The sequence below is a fragment of the Arthrobacter luteolus NBRC 107841 genome, assembly GCF_001552075.1.
Lineage (GTDB): Bacteria > Actinomycetota > Actinomycetes > Actinomycetales > Micrococcaceae > Arthrobacter_B > Arthrobacter_B luteolus.
The window spans coordinates 398,002-423,472 of the sequence record NZ_BCQM01000003.1 but is presented as its reverse complement, the minus strand read 5'-3'; the positions used below and the strand labels follow the sequence as shown (position 1 = coordinate 423,472).

Annotated in this window: 21 protein-coding genes; 7 read left to right on the top strand and 14 right to left on the bottom strand. The window is 67.6% G+C overall.

All coding sequences use genetic code 11. The features are described from left to right. A partial coding sequence (locus AL3_RS18790; protein ID WP_217994780.1) for a hypothetical protein occupies positions 1 to 564 on the top strand: 564 nt, incomplete at its 5' end. Between the two features lie 62 nt (positions 565 to 626). Here AL3_RS18790 and AL3_RS08660 read toward each other — a convergent pair. The 7 genes from AL3_RS08660 to AL3_RS08630 form a co-directional block, all read right to left on the bottom strand. Further along, complete coding sequence (locus tag AL3_RS08660; protein WP_066299314.1) at positions 627 to 881, bottom strand: hypothetical protein; 255 nt, start codon at positions 879 to 881, stop codon at positions 627 to 629. Between the two features lie 373 nt (positions 882 to 1,254). Continuing rightward, positions 1,255 to 2,142, bottom strand: coding sequence for a hypothetical protein (locus tag AL3_RS08655; protein ID WP_066299312.1), 888 nt, complete (start codon positions 2,140 to 2,142; stop codon positions 1,255 to 1,257). A gap of 46 nt (positions 2,143 to 2,188) precedes the next feature. After that, on the bottom strand, positions 2,189 to 2,404 hold the full coding sequence (locus AL3_RS08650) for a hypothetical protein (RefSeq protein WP_066299307.1): 216 nt from the start codon (positions 2,402 to 2,404) through the stop codon (positions 2,189 to 2,191). Positions 2,405 to 2,673: 269 nt separating this feature from the next. After that, a complete protein-coding gene (locus tag AL3_RS08645) occupies positions 2,674 to 5,607 on the bottom strand; it encodes an ICP22 family protein (protein WP_066299306.1) in 2,934 nt (977 codons plus the stop codon). Positions 5,608 to 5,672: 65 nt separating this feature from the next. Then, positions 5,673 to 6,056, bottom strand: a complete 384-nt coding sequence (locus AL3_RS08640) for a DUF6507 family protein (RefSeq protein ID WP_066299303.1) — start codon at positions 6,054 to 6,056, stop codon at positions 5,673 to 5,675. 3 nt (positions 6,057 to 6,059) lie between these two features. Then, positions 6,060 to 6,365, bottom strand: a complete 306-nt coding sequence (locus tag AL3_RS08635; RefSeq protein WP_066299300.1) for a pore-forming ESAT-6 family protein — start codon at positions 6,363 to 6,365, stop codon at positions 6,060 to 6,062. Between the two features lie 32 nt (positions 6,366 to 6,397). Beyond that, the gene (locus AL3_RS08630; RefSeq protein WP_066299298.1) at positions 6,398 to 6,733 is read right to left on the bottom strand and encodes a hypothetical protein; all 336 of its coding nucleotides are present in this window, start codon (positions 6,731 to 6,733) and stop codon (positions 6,398 to 6,400) included. A gap of 254 nt (positions 6,734 to 6,987) precedes the next feature. Here AL3_RS08630 and AL3_RS18430 point away from each other — a divergent pair, with 254 nt between their 5' ends. The 6 genes from AL3_RS18430 to AL3_RS08600 are packed head-to-tail and all read left to right on the top strand — an operon-like array spanning position 6,988 to position 15,203. Further along, positions 6,988 to 7,350: a hypothetical protein gene (locus AL3_RS18430; protein WP_066299293.1), complete on the top strand. Its 363-nt coding sequence runs from the start codon at positions 6,988 to 6,990 to the stop codon at positions 7,348 to 7,350. After that, entirely contained in the window at positions 7,326 to 8,690 is a 1,365-nt protein-coding gene (gene eccD, locus AL3_RS08620; protein ID WP_083521583.1) for a type VII secretion integral membrane protein EccD, read from the top strand. The genes AL3_RS18430 and eccD overlap by 25 nt, the downstream gene beginning before the upstream one ends. Then, a complete protein-coding gene (locus tag AL3_RS08615; RefSeq protein ID WP_066299286.1) occupies positions 8,691 to 9,743 on the top strand; it encodes a CpaE/TadZ family protein in 1,053 nt (350 codons plus the stop codon). Further along, positions 9,740 to 13,774 carry a type VII secretion protein EccCa gene (eccCa, locus tag AL3_RS08610; protein ID WP_066299281.1) on the top strand — a complete coding sequence of 1,345 codons (4,035 nt, stop codon included), beginning with the start codon at positions 9,740 to 9,742 and terminating at the stop codon, positions 13,772 to 13,774. The genes AL3_RS08615 and eccCa overlap by 4 nt, the downstream gene beginning before the upstream one ends. Further along, entirely contained in the window at positions 13,771 to 14,184 is a 414-nt protein-coding gene (locus tag AL3_RS08605; protein WP_066299278.1) for a hypothetical protein, read from the top strand. Before eccCa ends, AL3_RS08605 begins: the two co-directional genes overlap by 4 nt. Next, positions 14,184 to 15,203 (top strand): DUF6177 family protein, encoded by a 1,020-nt coding sequence (locus AL3_RS08600; RefSeq protein ID WP_066299276.1) that lies wholly within the window; start codon positions 14,184 to 14,186, stop codon positions 15,201 to 15,203. Before AL3_RS08605 ends, AL3_RS08600 begins: the two co-directional genes overlap by 1 nt. Before the next feature lie 67 nt (positions 15,204 to 15,270). Here the strand turns inward: AL3_RS08600 and AL3_RS08595 are convergent, their stop codons facing one another. The 7 genes from AL3_RS08595 to AL3_RS08565 all read right to left on the bottom strand — a co-directional run bounded on the left by AL3_RS08595 (position 15,271) and on the right by AL3_RS08565 (position 25,385). Next, positions 15,271 to 16,548, bottom strand: a complete 1,278-nt coding sequence (locus AL3_RS08595; RefSeq protein WP_066299275.1) for an RDD family protein — start codon at positions 16,546 to 16,548, stop codon at positions 15,271 to 15,273. A 65-nt stretch (positions 16,549 to 16,613) separates the two neighbouring features. Beyond that, complete coding sequence (locus AL3_RS08590; protein WP_066299271.1) at positions 16,614 to 17,318, bottom strand: FHA domain-containing protein; 705 nt, start codon at positions 17,316 to 17,318, stop codon at positions 16,614 to 16,616. A gap of 141 nt (positions 17,319 to 17,459) precedes the next feature. Continuing rightward, on the bottom strand, positions 17,460 to 19,136 hold the full coding sequence (locus AL3_RS08585) for a serine/threonine-protein kinase (protein WP_066299265.1): 1,677 nt from the start codon (positions 19,134 to 19,136) through the stop codon (positions 17,460 to 17,462). Further along, positions 19,133 to 20,725: an FHA domain-containing protein gene (locus AL3_RS08580; protein WP_066299262.1), complete on the bottom strand. Its 1,593-nt coding sequence runs from the start codon at positions 20,723 to 20,725 to the stop codon at positions 19,133 to 19,135. Before AL3_RS08580 ends, AL3_RS08585 begins: the two co-directional genes overlap by 4 nt. Continuing rightward, positions 20,725 to 21,609, bottom strand: coding sequence for a PP2C family protein-serine/threonine phosphatase (locus AL3_RS08575; RefSeq protein ID WP_083521582.1), 885 nt, complete (start codon positions 21,607 to 21,609; stop codon positions 20,725 to 20,727). Before AL3_RS08575 ends, AL3_RS08580 begins: the two co-directional genes overlap by 1 nt. Before the next feature lie 72 nt (positions 21,610 to 21,681). Then, positions 21,682 to 24,219 carry a transglutaminase-like domain-containing protein gene (locus AL3_RS08570; protein WP_066299259.1) on the bottom strand — a complete coding sequence of 846 codons (2,538 nt, stop codon included), beginning with the start codon at positions 24,217 to 24,219 and terminating at the stop codon, positions 21,682 to 21,684. Then, positions 24,216 to 25,385, bottom strand: coding sequence for a DUF58 domain-containing protein (locus AL3_RS08565; RefSeq protein ID WP_370665191.1), 1,170 nt, complete (start codon positions 25,383 to 25,385; stop codon positions 24,216 to 24,218). Before AL3_RS08565 ends, AL3_RS08570 begins: the two co-directional genes overlap by 4 nt. Positions 25,386 to 25,471: the final 86 nt, after the last annotated feature.

Sequence of the window (25,471 nt, the reverse complement as noted above, 5' to 3'; positions counted from 1 at the left end):
GGCGCGATAGAGGCTCACTTTCGGAAAAAGGGTGAAAGCTACCTCGTTAAATGGCGAACGGTCAACAAACTCAAGATAATGTGCGCCGGCTTCCTTTTTGCGGCCCGGCTAGTCATTGCTGAATGGAATAATCTCTACACTGACATCCTTGACGCGATCAGCTGGAAGCCATCCCGCTACGCATACGTGTTCCAATGGCTCATTCTTACTGAATGGCTCAAAATCATGGTTATTTATAAGCTGGCGTTTATAAATACCAGGCATGGGATCGATGCTTTCGACCGCCAGGTTGCCGTCCTCATCCGCCGCAAAAATAATGACATTCCTGTCCGGGCCCAAGTTCCCCGTAACTGTAACCTTTTGAAGGTTACTCACCTCGTCTGCCGGAACCCTGCGAATATGGGATATATTCGGGCGTCCAAACTTTTTTCGCCGGGAAAGTGTCCGCCAACCCGAATCAGGGGCATCTCCCCCTTCGATAACCAGAGTGAATATGCCGTCTCTGGGATGCAGGTCCCGAGCTTCGTATTCCTGCTCCCGCCAAGTGCAATATCTGCCCGTTAGCTTCGTTCCGTCATCTAGCCACATTTCGCCATCACCGTCCTCTGCAGTTCATCAAACGCTTTCTACCTCAGCAGGTCCTGCTCGGTCAGAACGAGGTCAGAGAGGTCCTCCCAGCGGAACCTTCCGTGATACTCACCCGGTCCAGCAATAGTGATTTCCGCGATCTCTCCGCGGCGAATCTGATCAATCTTCGGACTAGCACCGACAAAGGCATACACCGTCCCGTCGATGTATCCGTGGATGCCTAAATCGAGCTTCCGCCAAGTAGCCAGCAGTGAGACGTCCACCAACCGGTCCAGGTCGCTTTTCGTGACCATTAGGTGTCATAACAATGGCCTGCCCGCGCCGTCCACTTCGTCAGACGGCTGCCAGCCTTCCCCGGGGGATTCTTCGGTCGGCGTATAAAGACGGAGACGTCCATGGCCCAAAGAATTTGCCCAAAACCACTCGCCCTGCAAGACACCGTAGATTCCCGGGACCCGCATCCCGTTGGGCAGGAACTTCTGCAACCTGGGCGTTTCGGGCGCGCTCTCCTCGCTTCCCTTCTCGGGGAGAGGTGGAACCAGCCGCAATCTAGTCAATGGAACTCAAAACCCTTCGCCACAACGGCACCCCGCCCGGCACCAGCCAGTGCAGGAGATTCAAACCGTCCGCTGCCGGCATTCGCTGCTTCAATGGGTTCACCCGCGGCTAACCTCGGAACGCCAGCGACGGCAAACGGTTCTGAATTACCTGCACATCCTGCGCCTGCGACGCCGGCACCACCGTCCAATACACCCCGGCATCAGCCTTATTCAACGCCAGAGCCTCAGCCCGGTCAGCGTTGTGCCCGGTATAAAACAACCGATACACACGGCCGTCCTCCCCCTGGGCAACATCGGTAATGCGGAACGGCTCACCCTGCCACGAACACGTCGCCAGCAGCTCGTAAAAGTCCTGGATCTCCCCCAGGCCCACCGTCCGGCGCCAACACCCCTTCGGAGTTTGCTCAAAACCCGGAACCCCGGGATCCGACGTGGCAGCCAATTCAACGCCCCTGCCCTCATCCACCAAATCAGCACGGAACACCTGGCCCTGCCACACCGCAGACCAGCCGATAATGTGCGACGGCGTATGCACACCAGGCCGGGAAATCCCCGACGTGCCGGCCACACCCCAACCAGTGGCCACCTCAAAATAAACCGCCAGCAGTTCCTCGGGCGCACCGGCCCGGATCCGCCACAACTCCGCCCCCGGCGGAATCGCACACTCATCCAGGAAATACACCGGCACCACACCACCGGACCACGCCGCGAAACCCGTCCCCGTAAACGGCGGACGGTCCACAAACTCCGGACCCGCAGCGGTGTGCACATGGATGGACAACGGAACCTGGAACCGCAGCACATCAACGTACCCGGTACCCCGGTCCCACGGGGAACCCGGGAAATCCAGACCATGAACGGCAAACAGGTCCTCCGGCGTCCGCGCATTAACCGCATCCCCGGCGTTGACCACAAACCCCGAAACCGTGTCCCGGTTACCACCCACCAGGAACTCAACCTGCGTGGGATTTAAAGCCTTCTGAAAAAACGTCATGTTTAGTCTTCCCCCTGGATTACAAACGTTGGATCGCACTGACGGATCAGCTGGCGTTCTTCCGCCAATAAACTTCGGACCGGACGTTGAGGACCATGTCAGCTGGCAGCCAACCAAAAACCGGCTGACGCACTACTGGCTCGTCCTTTGCAAAAGGGTGAAACCCGTGTTCCTTCAACAGATCCATTTTTGCCTCGGCAGAGAAACCTGTCCCGGCCACCACTGCCAGATTTCCGTGAGCGTCCTCCGCCAGGACTTTCACTACATGTCCTGGCCTTAGCTCCCCCGAGGCGCGAACGGCGTGAACATCGGTCACCTCATCTGGAGGGACGCCAAGCGTGTACGCGATTGAAGGCCGTGGAAACTCATTAGGCTGCTCATGGGTTTTCCACTCAGGACCTGGGCGTTCGCCTCCTTCCTGGACCAGGTAGATGAGTCCGCGTATTGGAGACGTCGAGCGAAGCTCGTACTCTCGCCCCTTCCACATGCCGTAGTCACCACTTAGTTTCGTCCCATCAGCAGTCCACATAATTACAGGCTAATCCACTGACGGTTTACCAAATCGTAGATGCCCACCAATGCCTCGTTGCCGTTACGGTCGATACGCCACATTTCGGCTCCGTCCTGAAGGGGGACACCGTCAGGAGCTGCGAGTTCCGGGATAACGGGAGTGTGTTCCACCCGGCTACTGGGCAATCCAAGACCGTTGTTCGGCCATGCTGCGGAGTCACGCCTGGGGTGGCCGTCCTCATGTATGAGGCCATCCTCCCGCAACCCGTCTGCCTCCTGCATTTCCCGATCCCGTGCCGTTGAAGCTCCAGCTGCGTCTCGCTCAGCTTCTCCGGCCCGGTCACGCCGAAGCTCCTCCACCCGGGCATGATTTGGACTATCCGGGATCACGATCCCGTCGGAAACTTTCTCATCGACCATGAAGCGCACGGCATAAACTTCCTCCGTCTGTCCCGCCCTGAACGGCATATTTACCGGTTGAATGGCCACACCATCTCGGTCCAAACTCATGTAATCCAGCCGGAGGCCAAGGATGATCTCGTCGACTGTACGAAGATCTGCTGCGTCGGAAGCCTGCGAAATGAATCCGCCCATGCTGCCGCGGTACTTCTCAGGGCCTGTATTGGCGAGGACTGGAGCGGCGTCGTCGGCACTGTAGACCTTCTGGAACGGCTGATTGATGTCCCCTGTGCCGAGCAGATGCCGGACATCATGGACAAGGACGGCCTGGGCATCAGTCAGGTCATAGTAGTAGCGGGTAGGGATTCCCCGCAGTGCGTTTTCCAGCGGGCTGGCACCGGGACGAACCGGGCCCCGGGTCTCGGCGTCGAAAGCCCTCTCCAGCAGATCCGCGACCTGGGTCTCCACAACATTCGGTGGCAGTTTCCCGTCCGGTCCGCGCAGACCATCCAGAGCCTGGAACTCGGACGGCGAGAGATGGGTAGACAAGAAAGAGTCCGTGTCTTTCCACGTCGCAGGATCCACGGAACGCCGCAGCTGCGCAATCTGGTCGTTCCGGGTCGAGACAGTATGAGTGCGGTCCCCGAGGTCCACCGTCTCCGGCCGGCCGTCAGCGTCGTAGTGCACAACGGGCTTGGGCGCCGGCGTTTCCGGGGCATCCGGGGACGCGGGCGAATCGGCATCGGCGGCTTCACCGTTCCGCGATCCACCGGGAGCATCATCAACAGCAGCCGTACCGGGGCGCATGTCCTCGGCCTCGCCCTTGACGGCAGGACGGGCGTCGTCGGCATCCACATGTGTTGCTGGAGCCGAAGACTCAGTGGTCCGGTTGGCCGGGGCCCGGTCCTCCGGCACGGTATGGCCGGGTGCACCCGACTTGCCGGCCGTGGTGTCGGTGCCGGAGCCGTTGCCGCGCGCGGGGTCCTCCGGGGCAGAACCCTTGCCGTTCGCGGGCGCTTCGGCTTCAGGAACGGCGTTCCGGACCGGAGCCTCCGGTGCCTTCGGCCCACGCGTGGCGTCCGGCGTCATTCCGGCCGGGGCACCAGGCCGTGCGGCGTCGGGTGTCGTTCCGGAAGTGGAACCCGCCCCAGAATGCGTCGCCGCAGCCCCCGAAGACCCCGAACCACCACCGGTACGGGCCGGAGGCGGTTCCGGCGTGAACGCCATCACCCGCGTACTGCCGCCACCCCCGGCACCAGCCAGCGCCGGAGTCCCGAAACGACTATTGCCGGCATTCGCCAGCGCGTCGTCGACCTTGCCCAGTGCAGACTTGCCGGAATCGATCAGGAACTGATCCGCCGCCTGCCACGCGGCACCGACCTTCCCCACCGCCACCTTCGAAGTATCCACAACCGTGGTGATCGCATTGATCTTGAACGCCTGCGCCGCGTCCGTGACCTTCACCGTGACGCCGGCAACCTTGCCTATACCGGTGGCATTAACGACGGCGGACACCTTCCCGCTGGCGTTCGCCACGTCGCCGATCTTGCCCGCCACCGAGCCAACCTTCGCCGTCGCACCCGCACCGGCCGTCAACAGGATCGACGCCAGATCAAAGGTGGTGGCACCGGCCGCATACGCCGGATCGGTCTGCCACTCATCCCAGTGAATCGCCGCCTTACCCACCGCCAGCAGCTCCTCACCGGCCTGCTTCACCCGGTCTCCGTTGCCGCTGGCGTGCATCGCCAGCTGGACAATCGGGCTGGTCACAATGGCCGCGTTCAGCGCCAGGTTCCCCAGACCCTGCCAGGTCTGCGCAAACGCTTCACCGCCGCCCAGGCCCACCATGTTGCCCAGGCCGGTCACCGTCCCGGTAACACCGCTCCACACACCCTTACCGAAGGATGCGATTCCGTCCCAGGCGTCGCGGTACCAGGGCTTATCCCATTCGGTGGGCTGGCCCCACGGCACGTTGCCTTCCACCGCGGCGGCGTCGAGCTGGTCACCGGTGTAGCCGAATTCAACTTCACCGGTGCCGGCGCCCTCTTCCGTGGTGAGGACGTAGGACGGTCCGCCGTAGATGCCGCTGATGGCGTTGGCGCAGAGCCGCTGGGCTTCCTGCAGGTCGGCATAAAGCCGGTTCAGGTCACCGATGATGTTCTGCTCGGCCTGGATCAGGCCTTCATCGTCGTCCCAGTCGTCCTGACTGCGGCCCCGGGTCCGGGACAAAAAGTTGGCTGCGTCGGCTTTGACCGCACTCAGCCGGGTCTTGAGCGAATCGACGGTGTCCGCGTAGGCAAGCACCGCGGTATTGACCGTGCCTGCGTCTGTCACCAGGTCTTCGGCAGAGGTCGTCACGGGGGCGAAGGCCGAATACACCACCTCGGAGCCGGCGATCTCATATACCGAAGGCGTCTGCAGCCGGGACCAGGCCGCCGCAGAGTCCGCGGCGGTGGTGCTGACGTCGCCGACGGCGCTGACCAGGCCCGCGGCAGCGGTGCGGATCGTTTCGGGATCGGGCAGCACGGCCTCAAAGGCGGCGATGTCGATGCTCATGGATTCCCCCGGGTAAACAAACGAGACAGGAACGAGATAGGACGGTACGGACGACGGCGGCCGGCTTAGACGGGTTGCGGGCCCGGGCCGTAGTGGGCTGCCGGCTCGGCGGGCGGCGGCGGATCATCGGCCGCTGCCTGCGCGGCCTGCATTGATGCCTCGCGGGCGTCGGCGTCCATCTGCGCATCCGCTGCGGTAAGGATGCCCAGGACGGTGTTCACTGCATTCACCGCGTTTGACGAGCGTCCCGCGATGTTGGTGAAGGCCGGATTAATGGTCTTTTCCGTCAAGGCACCCAACTCGGCACCCACCGGTTCGGCCATGCAGGCCGCCGATAACTCGGAAAGCCGCTCACCAACAGCTGTGAACTGGGTGCCGTAGCCCTCAAGCAGGGGTGCCACTTCCTGCAGCACCCCCGAGACAGCCTCCGGGCTGACGTTGTAACTCATCCGCTAGCCAATGTTCGCCACGGCGCTCTTGGCGCGGGACCCGGCGCTGGAGGCGGTCTGGTCATTAAGGTTCAGCGTCTGCTTAACCAGGGCAATGATGCTGCGGGTCTCATTGGCGGCATTCCGGAAACGGTTTTCCACGGCCTGGTACTCCTCGGAGACGCCGTCGGCCTGGAAGTCGGACATGGCCGCGTTGACGGCCTTTTCACGTTCGCCGATCAGCGACTCCAGCCGGGCGACAATGCTCTGGATGTCACCCTGCACAGCGGCAGAAGTATCGGTGTCATAGCTCAAACGATCCTGGGACATGGCAGTTCCTTTCGAAAACGGTTGGAAGGGGCTTAGCGCGAAGAACCGAAGCGGGCGGCGTCAAAGCTGGCCGCGCCCTGCTGCTGCGCTGCGTTGTCCGCGGACTCCTGGTCACCCATCTGGAACGAACGGTCCATCTCGGACTGGCCCATGAGGATCGCAGCAAGCGAACCGTTGAGCTCACTCGCGATTTCGTCCGTGCGGGCCTTGAATTCGTCGAAGCGCACCCGGCCCTGGCCGTTGAACTTGCCCTGCAGCGGTGTGACGGCGTCCATCAGGTTCCGGACCAGCTGGCCCAGATCTTCGTTGGAGTGTCCGGTCTGCTGCGTCAGCGTTCCAAGGGTCGAGGACCCCATATCGAATTTCATGTCAAACCACCTTCGGCACCTGCGTGCCCTCGTCCGGTCATTCCCCCCGCTGCCGGCCGGTCCCGTAGTTGCCAGGCCGTTTCCGCTGAGCGGTACCCCATCATCCAATCGGGCCGCCTGTCCGCGGTCAAGCGGCTGGCATGGGCAGAACTACCCATGTCAGGAGCCACTGCCTTAACTGCGCCTGCCCGGGATTGTCCCGGGGCCATGTAAGGATATGTAGCGTACTTGTTATCAGGGGGAAGGGGGACACTGTGGCGAGCGACTACGACAATCAGCTCATCGAGTCCGTCGCGGTGCGCCGGAACCGGCTGTTAACCGCCCTGCTCTACGGATCGAATCCCAACGAGCGGCGCTGGGCGGATACCGTCAAGCTCTTCCTCTTCAGCATCGCCCTTGCCGCTCTCATAGCTGCCGTGTGCGTTGGGTATTCGTTTGTCACCAATCTGCTGGAACAGAACCGGGCCAAACAGGCTGAACAACAGCAGGGCAGCGCAGCAATTTCCAACGGTATTTATGACGGTATTTACGACGGCGGAGCGGCGCTTGAGTCCGCAACCCGCCTCAGCACCGAGACAGGAGCCTGGCCACCATGGCGCATGCCTATACACGGGTGACACTTGTTGGCCAGCAGCGGCATCTCGACCTGCTGCTGCCCTCCGACCAGCCGGTGGCAGGACTGATGCCGCAGGTTCTTGACCTGCTGGAAGATGTTCCGCAGGCAGAAGTGGCGGCGAAGGTCCTGGTCGCTGCCGATGGCAGGGAACTGGCCCCTGAGCTCACCCTCGACGAAGCGGACATCCTGGACGGCTCCTCCCTTCAGCTGTGCAGCGCGTCCTCCGCTCCCCCGGCTCCGATCGTCTACGACGTCACCGATCTGGTGGTCTCGGAGACGGAAGACGTCCCCGGCCGCTGGAACCGGCGGTGGAAAGACACCACCGGCGGAGTGTTTGCTGCCTTTGGCCTTTGGACCGGCGCGGAACTGCTCACCAATGCGGTGGCACCGCAGTCGGCCTGGTGGGTTCTGGCCGCCTTCTCGGTGCTGGCCGCCGGGACCGGAGTTCTCCTGGGGCGGCGGGCCCCGGCCTCTGCCCTGGGCCCCGCGGTTCTTGGGGCCGGCTGGCTGGCGGGTACCGGTGCTGCCCTGCACGTCGCCGGCGTTATCGGCGCCGACGGGCAGGGCCCCGGCGGCCAGCACGGCTACGGGTACGCCGGCCTCCTGTTCGCTGCGGTTTCCATCCTCGCCCTCCTTGCCCTGGCCGCCGCCAACCGGCGGTCCAAGGCCATGTACACCGGGGCACTGATCCTGGGGCTGGCCACCGCCGGGTGGGTGGGCGCCGTGGCCGTGACACCTTCCCCGGTCCACGCAGCCGCCCTCGCTTCGATCGCCGGTGTGCTGCTGCTGGGACTGCTGCCGGGACTGGCGCTGTCCGCCTCCGGACTGGCGGCGCTGGATGACTCGCGGGCCAAGGGCGGGCAGGTCACCCGCGTGGACGCACTGTCCGCGGTTGCCGCCGCCCATGGCGGACTGGTCGCCGGCACCGCTGCCGCCGCGGCGTCGGTGGCCGTTGGCCTGTGGATCCTGGGCACCGACACGGCCTTCCAGATCTGGTCGCTTCCGCTCATGGCGGTGCTGACCCTGGCCGTTTTCCTGCGGGCCCGGTCCTTCCCGTTGGCACCGGAGCGGCTGGCGCTGTACGCAACCACCGCCGTCGGCCTGGCCGCTTTGGTCATCGGCGCCAGCCGGTATTTCGCAGCCACCCCCTGGGTTCCGGGAGCGGGTGTGCTGCTTCTGGCGGCCGCCGTCTGGCTGGCACTGGCCCTGGAGGTTCCGGACCACACCCAGGCGCGGTTCAGGCTGGCGGCGAAGCGGCTGGAAACCCTGGCGATCCTCGCCTCGGTACCACTGGCCGCGGGTATGTTCGGGATTTTCGCGCAACTGCTGGAGAGCTTCTAGATGACTTCCACCGATCCCGCCGGCGGCTTCGGCGCCCCGGCCCCCGTCTCGCCGGACGGTTTTGAGTCCACCCCGCAGCGGTTGCGGCGCACACTGCGGACCCGCCCCGCGGAAGGACCGGGACGCCGGGTCTTCCAGCAGGCGGCGGACATGTTCCGCGGCGACGACTATCCGCAGTCCCTCGCCGAAGCCGCGGCCGGGGTGCAGCAGCCGGTCACCACCGGCCGCCGGATCGCGGTCATCGGTACCCGCGGCGGCGCCGGGCGCTCCACGGCAGTGGCCCTGCTGGCCCGCACCTATGCGTCGCTGCGGGCTGACGCCGCGGCAGCCGTCGACCTGGCCGACGCCGGGACGCTGGCCCTGCGGCTTAACGCGCCGGACGCCCCGCCGCTGGACGCCATCGCGGCCCGGCTGGGGCGCACCATCCCTGGATCCCTCGCGGAGCTGCGCGGCTTCGTTACCTCGCCGGGACCGGAAAACCTGCTGGTCACCGGACGCCGCGGCGTCCCCGGTGCTCAAACCGCAACGGACGACGACGCCCTGCACCTCTCGCGGGTTCTCTCCCGCTACTGCCCGGTTACCCTGTTCGACTGCCCTCCGGGGTTGGGCGGCGTGAATGGGCAGCGGGACCAGGTCCGGTGGGCACTCCAGGAGGCGCATCTGGCGCTGTACGTTACCCCGGCCAGTGTGGCAGGGCTGGATGATGCCGCGGAGGCGGCGCAGCTGTGGCACCAGGATCCGGCGCGGGCCGGAGTCCCCCTCCTGGTGGTGCTCACCCGCACCTCGCCCCGCAGCCCGTTCAACCCAGCCGCCGAGGCCCGGCGGCTGCGCCGCAGCGGCGTGGATACCGCCGTCCTGGACTATGACGCCCACCTGGCTGCCGGCGTCGAAATCCAGCCGCGGCTGCTTTCACGATCGGTCCGGCTGCAGGGTACCCAGCTTGCCGCCCGTGTTCTCGCCGCCGCTTCCACCGCCCCGGGGATGCCGGCCCGGCCCGCAGCGGCCCGCCAGGCCGATACCGGATCCCGCTCCGGCCGCAGGGCACGCACATGAGCGTCAAACTACTGCACCGGCCTGCCCGCACCACCCCTCCAGCCCGCAGCATGGAGGCGTTCACCCTGGACGCGCCGCCGCAGATCGAAGGCGGCAAGGGCGGGATGAACATGATGTCCCTGGTCCCGCTGCTCGGGGCCGGCGTCTCCATGACCGTGATGATGCTCTTCCGCGGCTCCCCGCTGGCAGCCGTCGGGGCGCTGATGATGATCGTGACGATCCTCGCCTCGATCGTGATGATGGTCAGCCAGCGCGGCAAGCAGGGACGCGCCCGGCGCGAACAGCGGGAGAACTACCTCGAATACCTGGAACGCTCCCGCCGGACGCTGCGGCTGCAGGAGCAGGAAGCCGCAACAGTGGCCCGCGGCGCCAATCCGCCGCCGGACGCCCTGTTCGACATCATCCGCAACCCCCACCGCATCTGGGAACGCCGCCGGCACAACGAGGACTTCCTGCACACCCGCCTGGGCTCCGGCACCCGCCGGCACCGGGAAATCACCGTCCTGGATTCCGGGTCCGCGCTGGCCCGGGATGACACCTTTATGGCCACCGAACTCGAGATCCTCAAGCGCCGCTACGAAGCCAGCCCGGACCTGCCCCTCACGGTTCCGCTCGACGGCGCCGGGAACGTCAGCGTGGTGGGCTCCCGTCCCTTCGTGCTCCAGGTCGCCCGGCTGCTGCTGCTCCAAAGCAGTGCTTTCCATTCCCCGGAGGACCTGCATCTGGCCCTCGCTGCCGGCGGCGAGGCACGCGCCGACTGGGAGTGGGCCACCTGGCTGCCGCACCTGGCCGACCAGGGATCCACGCACCGCACCGGGCCGCTGCGCCGGCTGGCACCGGACATGGATACCCTGGCCGACCTGCTGCAGCAGGACCTGACCAACCGTTCCAGCCTGGCCGCGGAATCCCGCAAGAACTTCCTGCGCGGCGGCATCGGCACCGCACTGCCGCGGCTGCTGGTCGTCTCGGACAATTACGGTCAGCTGCCCGCCGAGCTGCCCCTCCCGGACCGGCAGTCCTCCTCCGGCCAGCTCGGCATCACCACGCTGCACCTCGCCGCCGAACGCGGCCAGGAACCCGGCGAGGTGGCGGTCCGGATCTCCGAAACGTCCACCGGTTTCCGGCTGGAAAACTACCGGGTGGACCCGGTGGAACCGCGGGTGGAAGAAGGCACCCTGGATCCGCTGCCGCCCGCGCTGGCCGAGGCGCTGGCAAGGCCCCTGGCACCCCTGCGCCTCTCCCCCGATTCCCTGGAACACGACACCGCCGGCAGCTCCGAAGGCTTCCTCGAGATGCTCGGGCTCTCGCCCGCGCTGGACGAGGCGGATATCCGCCGGCTCTGGCAGCCGCGCAGCGAAGTGGACTTCCTCCGGGTTCCGCTCGGCGCCGACGACCGCGGCCGGCCGGCGCTCCTGGACCTGAAGGAATCCGCGCAGTTCGGCCACGGACCGCACGGCCTCTGCGTGGGTGCCACGGGTTCGGGCAAGTCCGAGATGCTGCGTTCCCTGGTGGTTGGCCTGCTGGCCACCCATCCGCCGGAGCTGCTGGCCATGGTGCTGGTGGACTACAAGGGCGGCGCCACCTTCGCACCGTTCGCTGACGCACCGCAGGTCACCGGGGTAATCACCAACCTCTCCGACGATGTCAGCCTGATTGAGCGCGTCTACGCCAGCCTGTCCGGCGAAATCCAGCGCCGGCAGGAAGTCCTGAAGGACGCCGGCAACCTGGCCAACATCACCGATTACCAGCTGCACCGGCAGCACCGCATGGCCCAGGGCGAGGACGTTGCCCCGCTGCCGCACCTGGTGGTGATCATTGACGAGTTCGGTGAGCTGCTCACGGCCCGGCCGGACTTTATCGAGCTCTTCCTCTCCATCGGCCGGATCGGGCGCTCCATCGGCGTGCACCTGCTCCTCTCCAGCCAGCGCATCGAAGGCGGCAAGCTCCGCGGCCTGGACACGTACCTGTCCTACCGGATCGGCCTGCGCACCCTCTCCGAGTCCGAGTCCCGCACCGTGCTGGACACCCCGGATGCCTTCCACCTGCCCCCGGTTCCCGGCTTCGGGTACCTCAAGGTGGACACCACCACCTACACCCGGTTCAAGGCCGGCTACGTGTCCGGTCCGCTGGAGGACGCCGCCCCGCCCGCTCCGGAGGACCACGACGACGACGCGGCACCGGTGCTGCCCGTGCCCCGCTACGCGGCGTCTCTGGAAACCAGGAGCCAGGCCGAGGGTGCGGCACCCGGCGAGGCCTCGACGTCGTCCTCCAAACGGACCACCGGTCCCACCGTCCTCTCCACGCTGATGCAGACCCTCTCCCGATTCCCGCGCGCCGTGGACCCGATCTGGCTGCCGCCGCTGCCCCGCGGCCTGGCGCTGGACACTGCCGCCGGCGGAGTGCTGACCACCAGCCAGGGCCTGCGGCTGAACTCCGGCGGCAACCTTTCCATCCCGATTGGCCTGCTCGATGACCCGGCCAAGCAGTGGCAGGGCATCTGGAACCTGGACCTGGCTGCGAACGGCGGCAACGCCGCGATCGTCGGCGGCCCGTCCACGGGCAAAAGCACCGCCCTGCGGACCATCGTCGCTTCGCTGGCCCTGACGCATTCGCCGTCCGAAGTCGGCATTTACGCCGTTGACCTGCTGGGCAGCTCCCTCCTCCCGTTGGAAGGCCTGCCGCACGTCGGTGGGGTGGCAGTGCGCACCAACCGGGAAGTTATCCGCCGGACCGTCGATGAAATCCTGGGGATGCTTACCCACCGGGAACGGATCTTCGAGAAGTACCAGATCGATTCCCTCGCCACGCTCCGCAGCCTCTGCGCGCAGGGACGCATTCCTGAACTGCCCAGTGCCGACATTGTCCTGGTGATGGATGGCTACGGACAGCTGTCGGATGAGTTCGAGGACATCGAAAAGTCCGTTCACGCCCTGATCAGCCGCGGCGGCGGGTACGGCATCCATGTGGTGGTCACCTGCTCCCGTATGAACGAAATCCGGATTGCGCAGCAGAGTTTCTTCGGGAACCGCATCGAGCTGCGGCTGGCCGATCCCGGCGAATCCGCGCATGGACGCAAGCTGGCCGAGGCGCTGAGTCCCGGTACGCCCGGACGGGCCCTGACCGACAGGAAGCTGCAGGGGCACCTGGCCCTCCCCCGGATCGATGGCAGCCCCGACGACGGTTCCGCGGTCCAGGGCACCCGCGACCTGGTGACCGCCGTCGCCGCGTCCACCGACGGGCGGGCCATGGCCGTGCGGGTGCTGCCTGCCGTCGCTCCTGCCGATCCCGGGGCCGTACCCTCCTTCCCTGGCTTGGTGCCGCTTGGCCTGCGGGAAACGGACCTTGGCACCGAGAACCTGGACCTGCAGGGCCGGGAGAACCACCTGGTGGTGATGGGCGATGACAGTTCCGGCAAGTCCAACGTCCTCAAGACCCTGATCCGCACGCTGGCATCCCAGCACAGCGCCGAGGAGATCGTGTTCGCGGTCTTTGACCCGAGGCGCTCGCTCACCGGCGAAGTGGCCGACGATTATCTGGGCGGCTACGCCACCAGCGCCGCGCTGGCTGAGAAACTGGCCGGCGCCGTCGCCGCCGAACTGGAAAAGCGCGTGGCCGCGACGCCGGAGGAAGTGGCCGCCGCCCCGCGCGTGGTGCTCATCATTGACGACTACGATGTCCTGACCGCCGGCGGTTCCTCGCCGCTGTCCCGGCTGACTCCGTACCTGCCGCTGGCACCGGAAATCGGGCTCCATACCATCCTGACCCGGCGCGTGCGCGGAGCCAGCCGCGGCATGTACGAATCCTTCTTCACCGCTCTGCGCGACTCCGGCAGCGCTACCCTGATCCTCTCCGGGGACCGCACCGAAGGCGCACTGATCAACGGGGTCCGGGCCCGCACCCTGCCGCCGGGCCGCGCCCAGCTCATCCAGCCCGGCCGCCCGGTGCAGATGCTGCAGCTGTTCCTCAACGATCCGGCGGACACGGCAGCCGCAGTAGGAACGGCTGGATCAATAGCAGGGAGCGGACATTGAGTACACGTTGGACAGTCCTCAGCGTTCAGGAACCGCAGCAGAAGCTGCTGGTTGAAGCCCTGCTGGAAACGATGCCGGAAAAGAGCATGCGGGAAGCCGCAGACGGCCAGGTCATCGAGATCGTCGACGGCGAACGGGTTCCCCTGGTGCTCGAACTTCCCCGGCGGATCCAGGTGCCCGGCGAGATCCTGCGCCTGTGCCGCGGAGCCGAGGTCAGCGCCCCCGCCGGAACCGGCATCCCGGCGTTCTTCACGGCCGAAGGAACCGGGTCCACTGAGCCACTGTGGTGGCTGGACGTGTACGCCGTAGGTGGGGCACCCGACGGCGGCACGCTGGCTGATGCGCTCACCCACGCCATCGCCCGCCGCACCAGCGGCGTGGTGCTCCTTCCGGACGGAGTACGTTCCTAATGCACGATTCCGCCTACGACTTCCTGACCCCCTCAACCGCCATGGTCTTCTGCGACCAGCCGGTGGTGGGGCTGAGCCCGTGGCTCACCCGGGCCTGCGCCGGCGCGGTGGAAGCCAGCCGGCGCTTCGTGGTGCTGACCCCGTCCACCTCTTCGATCACCCTGCCGTTGTCCGCCCTGCTCGATGGTCAGTCTGCGGCTTGGATGGCGACGGGCGCTGACGGCGGCTTCTTTGATGCGGCGACAGGCCGGGTGCAGTCGTGGGACGGCGATGGTCTACGTCCCGGCGGCGCCGTGGCCGATGACTTCCTCTCCGCGGAACGCCTCCAGAGCGCGTACCTGCATGTCCGGGCCAGTGTGTTCCATCCGGCTTCCCACTCCACCCGCGCCGGTTCCTTCACCGCGCGGGTCTTCGAAGCGGTCACGGGATCGGCGCCCGTCGGCTGGGGACTGTACGAGCCGGTCAGCGAACCCTGGGACGAAGCAGCCTTCTCCGATTTCTGCCACCGCCGGTCCCCGCGCAGCACGCAGCTGGTGGTGCTGGGCGCTTCTCCTGGGGCTCCAGGCAGTCCGGGGCAGGCGGCCGGGAGCGTCGCCGTCGTCACCGTGGAGCGCACCCGGTCCGGCGTGCTGGAAAGCCTGGAACTCCTGGCTGAGGCTGCCGCTCCGCTGGACGACGCCGGTCTCGATGCCTTCCTGGCAGCCATGCACGCGGCCCGGGCGCGCAGTGCGGTGCTGGCCTACGGTCTGGGCTACACCTCGCTGGCCCGCCCGGCCCGGTTCACCGGCACTGCTGTCCCCGGCTGTGCACTGTTTGGTCCCGAGGCGCTTGCGGGCACGCCGGCGCAAGCCGCACTGACGCTGGCTGGTCCGCGCGCCGGGCTGCTCGGCACCGCGCCGGCGCAGTCCCTGGGTGTGCGGTATGCGCCGGAGCCCGTTGCGGGAGAAGCACATCCGCTGGAGGCCTACGCCCGGCTGGCGCTGGAGCTCGGTGGAACTTCTGAGGGCACGCCGGCCTGATTCGGAAACCCGCGCCGACGGGGGTGCCACGGCGCCGCAGACCCCGCCGACTATCTGTGCGCAGCGGTCAGGCGACGGTGAAGTGCCGATCCCCGAAATAAACAGTGCTGCCGGTGGGAGCGAGGATCGGACTGTGGGCTTCCAAAGCGACGTGGCGGCCGTCCGGAGCCACGATCGAACTGCCGTTGGTCGAATTCCGGTCGGTGACCCAGAGTCCCGAAGCACCGTCCGCCTGCAGATGCAGATGGGTTTTGGACACCGACCGGCCCATGTCCGCGAAGTCGATCAGCTGGTCGGTGCTCTCCCCGATCCCCGCCGCCGGGTTGCGTCCCAGCAAGGCGGTTCCCGCGACCCGGACGGTCGCACCGTCATCGAACGTCAACAGGCGGCCCGCGCCCCGCGGGCGAGAGACGACCCGGGTCATTTCGACGTCGTCCTCATCGTCGCTCCGATCCGAAGCCTGCCCTGCCTGCACGGCAGCTCCAGGCGCGGCCGCAGGGGCAGGCATTGGGAAAGCGGCCGACGGCGAAACCTGAGCAGACGCCGAAACCTGAGCGGAGGCTTGAGCGGAGGCTTGAGCTTGAGCGGGTGCTGCAGCCGGGCGGGCTACTCCCGGAACACTGCTGATCGGCCCGGATCCGGTTGATTCTTCGGCTGCAGGCGCCTGCCCTGGGTTCCCGGGTGCCGGAAAGCCTGCGCCGACGCGCCCGGCAGGATCCCCCGCCGGAGTTGTGGGAGAACCCGCCCGAGCCGCAGCGGATGAGGAAGCCGATGCGAACGCAGCCGGTGCAGCCGGCCCGGCTGCGCGCAGGCCTGCTGCTACTACCACGGGCCCGGCTCCACCCGACGCCGCCGCTCCCGATTCCGCCGCCAGCTCCGGCCCCGGTGCGCCTTGGATCCAGCGCCCGCCGGTCAGCAGCGGATTCCGGCCCGCGCGGATATCCACCATCAGGGTACGGGCAGCCTTGTCGTGCCAGCCCTGCCTGCGGTGAGGGTAGTCCCAGAGGTTGGAAACGGTCAGGATCCAGGGGCCCACCACCGTTACGGCGGAAGCGAGCAGCAGCAGGTTACGCACCAGAGCGGCGGGAAAACCGGGTGGGTTGCCGTCCACCGCTATTGTCCGGAGGCCCAGCAGCCGGTTGCCCGGGGTCTGGCCGCTGCCGGCCTCCCAAAGCCAAAGCCACAGGAGATATGCGGCTGCGCCCACCGCACAGAGGATCAGGGCCAGCCGGCCCGGGATGCTCAGGACGACCAAGGCCAGGACCAGAAGGGGAACGCTGTCCACCGCCCGGGCAGCCAGCCGCTGCCCGGCGGTAGCGTTCACAAGATTCGGGTTTGTTGCCATGACCTTCTTCGTTCCTAGCTGTTTCAATTCCCGCCCATCATCGGTCCACCGGAGCTCCCGGGGCCTTAGCTGTCTGGGGCGCTGCCCATCTGGTCCAGGAGTTCAAGGTCTGCCGCCGTCACCAGCTGGGACGTCACCGCGTGCTCCACCAGACGGGCCCGACGGTTCACGGCCAGCTTCCCGGGTCCGCCCCGCAGCCCGGCCACGCCTACCCGGTCCAGCTTCTCGCAGACGTTGTCCAGTTTCCGGTTGAAGCGGGTCTGGGACCAGCCCAGCCGGGCGGCGGCGTCGGCCGATGTTGGCAGCGCACTGTAGCCCGTGCCGTCACGGCGCAGCAGCGGTTCGGCCAGCGCCACGATCACTGCCCGCTGCGACTCGGTGAAGACTACCGGGCCGATGGTCGTTTCACCGGATCCGGACCCGTCCAGCGGATCCTGGCGGAAGGCGGGGGTCTTGAGGTGGACGTCGAATTCATACGTGGTGGGGCCGGCTGTGAAGATGACCCTGGTCTGCTCAAAAACCAGCGGAATCCTGGCGCCGGGAGCCACCCAGGCCTGCATTCCCCCGGTGGAATCGGAAATGGTTGCGGAGATCCGGCTGCCGATGTTGGTCAGCCACCACATGGAATGCTCCTGGGAGATCGTCAAGAACTGCCGGTGCAGGTAGGGGTTGTCATCGATCGCCAGATCCCCCTCGCGCCCGATCCGGAACACCGCTCCGTCATCGGGTTCGTGCCACTCCCCGCTAAAGTCGATCGCAAGATCCCCCAAGATCCTTCTCCTCATGTGTTATGCCCTGCAGCAGACCGGTCCGGCACCCGCTGCGGCCGGGTCCCGGGTCAAGAGCACAGCTGCTCATCAGGCTTATTATGTCCCATCCCGGGCGCAGCCCGCGGCCGGAAGGGGGATCGCTTAGCCGGAGCAGGCTGCGACCGGTTCAGAGGCACGTCCGTTGGAGCGGGCAACCTGGACCTCAATACAGGTCTCATTTCCGGTTGCCGGAAGGACGGCCTGCGGTTCGGCGGTCCGGACCAGCTCCCCCCGGCTGGTGGCCGTCACGCTGCGCCACAGGTAGATGTCGCCTTCCTGCGGCTCCGGGTTGGTCCAGGTGAAGACGGCTTCGCCGGCTTCCTGGGTTCCGTTGAGACCGGTGGGAGGCGCCACCGCTCCGTCGAGTCCGCCCAGGGCGTTCGACGGCGGTTGGGTGGGCGCTGGTGCGGCCTGTCTCGGTGCGTCTCCGCGCGGAAGGAAGATTGCCAGCAGCACTATCGCCAGGATCACGACGGCGGCGGCACCGGCCAGGGTGCGGCTGCGGCGGCGGCGTGCCGTTGACCCAGGTATGGAAGAGTCCGGAATCGAAGACTCCCGGGCAGGCGAAGCGTCCTGCTCCGGTGAAACGCCCTGTTCCGGGCGGCCGCTTGGACCCGAGGGCGCCCGCACCAGCCCGCTGCCCGCCGGCCCGGCGGGTGCTGACAGGCCGGCGTTCGAGGCTGCCGGCCGAAGCACTGTCCCCTGGGGCCATTCCTCCGGCAGGGGTTCGGCTGCGAACCCGCTTCCGGATCCGGCTGTATCCGCCCAGGCTCCGGGCCCGGCGAGCAAATGCTGGGCGCCCCTGAGAGTGGGCGGGAACGTTGTAGCGGACGGATCGATCGACACGACGCGGCGCACCCGGGTCTTTTCCTCGTCCTCATCCTCCGCCTCAGGGGTTTGGCGGCCGGATTCCTCCAGGACGGCGAACTCCGTGACAGCGAGGTTCAGCTCGGTCTGGGTGCGCTGCAGGGCAAGGGCAAACGCGTAGGCGGAGGAGTACCGGGAATCCGCGGACTTGGCCATGGCCGTGGCAAGCGCGAGTTCCAGCGATTCTGGGACATCGCTGCGCCCGGTTGGCCGAAGCGGCTCGGAGATGATCCGGTCCATCAGATCGCGCTGCGTGTTGCCCCGGCCCGGCCGCATAAACGGTGATCGTCCGGCAAGCAGGGTGTAGAGCGTGGCGCCCAGGGCATAGATATCCGCCCGGATCCCGTCGACGCGGGCACCGGAGAGCGCCTCCGGCGGGGACCAGGGAATGGACATCCCCAGATGCTCATCGTCTTCGGTGTCCATGGTGCCGGAAATGCCGAAGTCGGTCAGGGCCGGCCGGTTGTAGTCGGTGGTCAGGATATTGGCGGGTTTGATGTCGCGGTGTGCAATCCCGGCCCGGTGCGCGGTTTCGACGGCGGAAGCCACCTGGATTCCCACGGCCAGTACCTCGGACAGCGGCAGCCCTCCCTGCCGGTAGCGGGCATCCAGGCTGGGCCGGGAGCAGTACTCCATGGCCAGGTAGGAGCGCCCTTCCGCCGTGATGTCCGCCTCGTAGATGGTGACGATGTAGGGGTGGCTGGACAGCTGTGCCATCAGGTTGGCTTCGGCTTCGAAGCTGGCCCGGGACGCTTCGGTGCGCAGGCCGGACAGCAGGACTTTGACCGCTACCCGCCGGCGGGGCCGGTCCTGTTCGTAGAGGTAGACGTCGGCAAAACCGCCCGATCCCAGGTGCTCCAGGAAACGGAACCCGGGAATCCGGGGCGGCGGCGCGGGTGGCCGTTTCGTCATGCCAGTCCCTCAAACCGGATCGAAACGTTGTCCCCCAGCTCAGCGATGTCCCCGTCCAGCAGGATGGCTGCTTCGCCCTGCGCAAGACGGCGGGGCAGCTGCCCTTCCCGGATCAACACCGTGCCGTTGGTCGAGAACAGATCCCGCAGCATAACGTGCCAGCCCTCAAGCCGGATTTCCGCGTGTGACCGGGAGATATCGCCGCTTTCGCTCGGCACCTGGACCATCCGCGGGAGCGCCGCCCCCTGGACCCGCGACGCGGAGGGCTGCCTGCCGATGATGGCGTTACGGTCAAGTTCATAGACCGGACCGGTGGAGAGCCGCATGGTGCCAAGGCTCGGCCGCGGGACCGGCCGCGGTTCACCGGACAGCTCAGCACCGCAGGTCCGGCAGCTTCCGGCGGTCGGCGGATTAACATGCCCGTGCGGGCATTCCCGGGCCAGGACAGTTGGCCCGGTTCCGGCCGGGGCGGCGCCGGGATCCGCGGCGCCGGGGGCTCCCGTGCCGGGGCCGGGTGAGCCGGCGCGGGCAGAGCGGATCGTGGATGTGTCTTCCCCGCCGTTGGCTTCAGCATCTCGCTGGCCTTGGGTTCCTTCCTCCGGAGCGCCTGGCTGCGGGGTGCCGGGCAGCGGGGTTCCGGGCTGGGGATTGAAGCCCATGATGGTGTCTCCGTCATGGTCCTCGGTGACCGGCGGCAGGGTTTCCGTCGGCTCCCCTTCGTCGGCAGCTGCCTCGGAGACCGGGCGCGGCACGTCCGCCGAGGACACCGGCGGCGGGGTGAGTTTCAGCCACGGCACGGCGTCGCTCAGGTCAGGGGTGACGGACTCGGCTCCGGACTGATCCGGTTGCCGGGTCCGTACCGGGACTTCAGCAACGCGTGGAGCGGCGGCGGCCGCAGCCGGCACAGCTGGTGGCACCGGCGGTACAGCGGTTGCCGGTGCCGCCGGAGGCAGCGGTGGAACCGATGACGTGGCAGGGGACGGCACGGGCGGGACGGCGGCGGTTGGAGCGTCGGCGGTGGGAGCTGCGGCGCTTGGCGGGACGGTAGTCGGCGGGACGGCGGTCGGTGGGAGGGTGGTCCGTGAAGCGCCGGGCGTTGACGCGGGAACAGCTGCGGAAGCCGACGGCAGGAATATGCGGGCGGCACCAAGGTCGAGCTCAAGCTGCGACACGGTGGCCATCCCCTCCCGCAGCGTCAGGAGCAGCGGGGAGTCAACGGCGTCGTCCCGGGCATCGGTGACCGTCAGCACGGCGTGCCCGTCAGCGGGCAGCACCTGCTCACTCCAGGTACGCAGGTGCGCACCGGAGATGGAGGAGTTGTCTTCGCTGATAGCCAGTTCCAGCGGTCCGCGCAGCAGCACGTGCATCCGGTCATCCACGGACACCAAACCAAAGGGCGGCAGGTGGCTCAGCGAACCGGCCAGTCCCCCGGTGATGGCTTCAAAAACGGCATCCAGTGACGCATCGCCGGAGAGGACATCCCAGACTTCATTTACCCGGGCCTGACCGCTGCCCGGAGGCAGCAGGACAAGCCGGGAATTCCGGGCCAGGGCGATCCAGGCCCCCGGGCGGTACCGCAGGCCTTCCATCACTGGCCGTTTTCAGCCGTTTCCGGTGCCGGGTCAGCCCTGGGCGTCCCGGGACCGGAGGCATCGGGCTGCTCTGGTTCCCGTACTGCGGGGCCGGGCAGCGTGATCGCTCCGGAGTCCGGGTTGCCGGCGCCCGATTCGGCGTCAATCACCAGGACGGTCACGTTGTCCCGGCCGCCGGCGCGCAGTGCGGCCTGGACCAGCGCCGAGCAGGCGTCCTGCGGGTTGGCTACGGCGGAGAGGATCTGGAAGATATGCCCGTCGCTGACCTCTCCGGTCAAGCCGTCGGAGCAGACCAGCAGCCTGTCGCCCGGCTCCACCGGGATCAGCCAGAAATCGGCATTGGTGTCGTTACCGGTGCCAAGGGCACGGGTCACCACGTGGCGGCGCGGATGGACCAGTGCCTCATCCGGGGTGATTTGGCCAAGGTCCACGAGTTCCTGGACTTCGCTGTGGTCCACGGTGATCTGCTCCAGCACACCTCGGGAGAGCCGGTAGGTGCGGGAGTCTCCGACGTTGAATACCAGCCAGTACGGCTGGGACTCCTCCTGGACCAGCACCGCTCCGGTGAGCGTGGTGCCGGCGCGGCCTCCGGTAGCCTCCCGGATCTGCCGGTCGGCTTTTGCCAGCAGTTCCTCCACCTCGGCGGCCGGTACCTCAGGCAGGTGCTCCCCGACAATCCGGGAATCGCCCAGGGTGCGCACGCAGATGCTGCTGGCGACCTCGCCGGCTTCGTGTCCGCCCATACCGTCTGCGACGGCAAAGATGGGATCAGCGGCGATCAGTGAGTCCTCGTTCAGTTCCCGTCTCAGACCGCGGTCTGAGGCATAGCCGAAGACTGCTTGGAGTTCCAACGCCTCAGATGTCGTTTCGTCGGAGTTCATTCACGCCCTATCCGGAAGCTGCACTGTGATGATGCGGCTGTAGTGATGTGCCTAACTGCTCTTCCCATTACCCTAACGGACCTCCCCCTCATCAGCAGTGCTGCGGCGGCGGGTCATGGCGGAAAACGCTGCGCGCAGTCCGGACCGCTTCCCGTCAGGCTGCTGACTGGGCCACAGGCTGCTGCGGCGGTCAACCCGCAGCCGGTTCGTCCGCCGGCCGGTTCGCCAGTCAAGGCGCAGCGAGCGCAGGGAGTAGCGGGCCCGCTGCCGGGACCAGAACCCCACGGACCCGTCGAGCTGCCCGCGCAGCTCCTCAACCTCCTGCCAGTACGCCTGCACCTCGGCTTCGGCCGGGTCTCCGGGGCCGAAGATCCCGGCATCGGCCCGCCGCGCCAGAGCGGACGTGGCTGCCGCTCCGGAGGGGAATGCCCTGCCCAGCACGGCGGCGTCCTCCCTGCGGGTCTGCCGTCCGGTCAGCAGGACACCGTGGTCCGCGGCAGCGCTGAGCACTTCGCGCCAGCCGCCGGCAACCCGCTGCGCGGGCCCTCCGGCGGTCCGCCGCTGTTTCCTCCGCCGCCGCTTGAGCAGCAGAATCACCAGGAGCGGGCCAAAGAGCACAACCAGGGGCAGCGACGCCACGGCCAGCACACGCAGCAGACCCGAGACGGTCTGCCAGAGATCGTCTTCCTTCTGCTCCGCGTCCTGCGGATCGGCCGCGGTGTCCGGCGGGAGTTCAGCCGGTTCCTGAGGCGGAGGCGGAGGCTGCAGAACCTGCGGCTTCGGCGTGGATTTGGGCTGCTGCTGCGGTGGAACCGGCTCGTTATCCTCGTCCGGGGTGGGGAAGAACGGCACCCAGCCGACCCGGTCGAACTCGATCTCCACCCAGGCGTGCACATCGTCGCCGGTGATCTCAATCTTCTCCGGCGCTGATCCCAGATCTTCCCAGTCCGGGTAGAAACCCATCACCACCCGGGCGGGGATACCCAGCTTCCGGGCCATCAGTGCCATCGCGGTGGCGTACTGTTCGTCGTCACCCACCATCTGCTCGGCGTCGAGCAGGCGTACCATCCGGGCGGCGCCGTGCCCCGGAAGGGACGGGGTCTCGCCGTCCTTGCCGTTGCTGAAGTAGCCTTCCGTAGCCAGGATCTGCTGCAGCCGCCGCACCCGCTGGATGGGCGTGGTCTCCTCGCCTGCGTATTCGGTGGCTTTGACACCGATGATCGGGGGTTCGCCCTGCAGCCGCGGCTGCACCGAGCCGGCGAACCCGTACTGGGCCAGCTGCGCGTCGTCGTACTCCTCGGGGAACAGGACCCGGGCTTCGTAGGTGTCCCCGTCCCCCACACCGGCGGCGGTCAGCAGCGTGGCGGAACCGGCGTCGTAATACAGGCCGCCGGCAACATCCTGCCCGCGTTCCCCGGAGGTGCGCAGTGCCTGGACCTCGCCTCCGGCCGGCAGCCACACACCGTTATAGCCGCTGATGGTGAACCGCAGGGTCGTCTCAGCACCCCGCCCGGACTCCTGCGCGCCGCCCAGGGTCCCGGCATCACCCACCCGGGCATACCCGCCCTCCGACTCCGTACTCACGTCATAGACCACACCGTCGTACGCGTCCATGGCCGCGAGCCGCACCCGCTGGCCCTCGGGCAGCCCTTCCACACTGAAAAGCGGGGTATCCGCGTTGTCCTTGACGTAGCGGCGGAAGTCGGTGAGCGGACTGGGATAGTTGAACAGGTCCACAGGCGGTTCGACGGCGTCGCGCAGCACCCTGCGTTCCGCGTCCACCCCAAGCAGGGGTGCGGCAGCCAGGGACAGGACAGCCGCGCCGGCGAGTACGGCAGCGCCGTAGGCGGTCCGCCGGATCCGTGCCGCCCGCGCCGGAGCGCTGTCGACAACAATGGAATCCGGGGCGCCGGCGGCGCCTCCGGTGACAGAACCTCCGGCGGCCGCGCGGCGCTGGGCGGACCGGCGGCGGTAGGCCAGAAAGGCCAGGAGCCCGGCCGCCAGCAGCACCGCCCGGAACCCCGGCAGAGGGGCGTGTTTGGTGCCGAAAGCGATGCCGGCAGCAAACAGCGCCAGTACCGGCGCGGCGGGCCAGTACGGGCGGCGGACCCGCCAGCACAGCAGCCCGGCAGCCAGCGCGCAGGCCAGGCTGAGCAGAAAGGGCACCACCAGCATCCCGCCGGCGGTACCCACCGGGGCAGCGACGGTCAGCAGGTCCTTCCAGGCGAAGACGACGCCGAAGACCAGCACCCGCAGCGATGCGAAGGTGGGCAGCACTCCGGCGGCGGCTTCCACCGGCGCAGCCAGGGCCGAGCCGAGCACCAGATAGGTTGCGGTGGCCGCTCCGGCCGTGGTCCAGGCTCCCCAGCCGCGCACTGTTGCCGCGCCGGCCAGCAGCAGCCCCAGCACAATGCCCCCGATTCCGGCCACGAGGTAGCGGGGATCTGAGCCGAAGGTGGGGCCGAAGCCCAGCAGCCCGGCGAGCAAAAGCAGTACCAGCGCGGCGGCTTCCAGGCCTGGCCGCAGCAGTCCGGTCCGCAGCAGGGCTGCGGCGGAGACCCGGGGAGCCGGCTGGCGGATCCGGTTCCGGCGCGGGGCGTCGACGCTCATGCGGTCCCCTTCCGCACCAGCGCGGGCAGGCCGTCCAGATCCCCGCAGGACAGGACGGTCAGGTCGGCGATGTCCCGGCGCCCGGGCTGCTGGCCTTCGGCGCAGCGCACGGCGAGGCAGCGGATGCCCGGGGCGATGGCGGCGGCCGCGGACCGCAGGACCGATGCGCTCACGTCCGTGCCGGTCACGAGGATGACCACCGAGGCGTTGGGCACGGCGTCAGCGGTCAGGGCAGCGAGTTCGCGGGTTCCCTGCCGCCGCTCGGTGCCGTCCACCCGGGTCAGTTCATCCAGCAGGATCCGCGCGCTGCCACTGCGCAGTGGCCCGTCCTGGGTGAGAACGGTGAGGTCCCGCTGTTCACGGATGGCCTGCAATCCCAGCGACCCGGCCACCGACACCGCCAGCTCAAAGTCCTGCGCGGAGGAATATTCGGCCAGATTGGTGGACAGGGCAACGGCCAGATGGGAACGGCGGGTCTCCTCGAACTGCCGGACCATCAAGGTGCCCGTGCGGGCAGTGGTTTTCCAGTGGATATGCCGGCGGTCATCACCGGGAACATATTCGCGCAGGGCATGGAACGCGACGTCGGCAGTGGACAGTTCCCGGGTGGGCAGGCCTTCGAGGTCCTTGATGAAGCCGGTTGCGGACCCCTGCAGGCCCACGGTCCGCGGATGGACAAACAGGTCCACCGGGTCGGTCCAGACCAACCGCCGTCCCATCAGCGCAAACGGGTCCTGCCGGACGGATTCCACCGGCCCCACCACGATCATGGCGCGCTTCTGCGTGGGAATCCGGAAGAGCTCCTCGTGTTCGGCGCCCGGGGCCATGCGCGGCAGGTCAAACACGGCGGTGGCCGCGCCGACGGGCAGTTCCAGCGTGGCCGGCATGAGCAGGCGGCCGCCGGGGTTGCTGATGGTCAGGGATCCGACGGCGTCGTCCCCCACGGCCACCCGGGTCCGGGCCAGATCCAGACGCACAGCGTAGGCCTGGCGGCCGATGATGAAGCCCGTGGCAGCGGCCAGGACAACAGTCAGCAGCGCGGCCGCGAGCAGCAGTTCCCGCCAGCCCAGCAGTCCCCCGGCCAGCCAGCACGCCAGCATCAGTCCGGCCACCGTCCAGCCCAGGGATGTCACGCTTCGCGCTGCGGCGGACGCTCCGCTGCCGATCCGGCGCGCGGCCCTGCCGAGGCGGCGGCGGGCGGCCCGGGTGCGGGGCCCGCCGGCAGCTGCCTGCAGGCGCGCGGCAGGCAGGG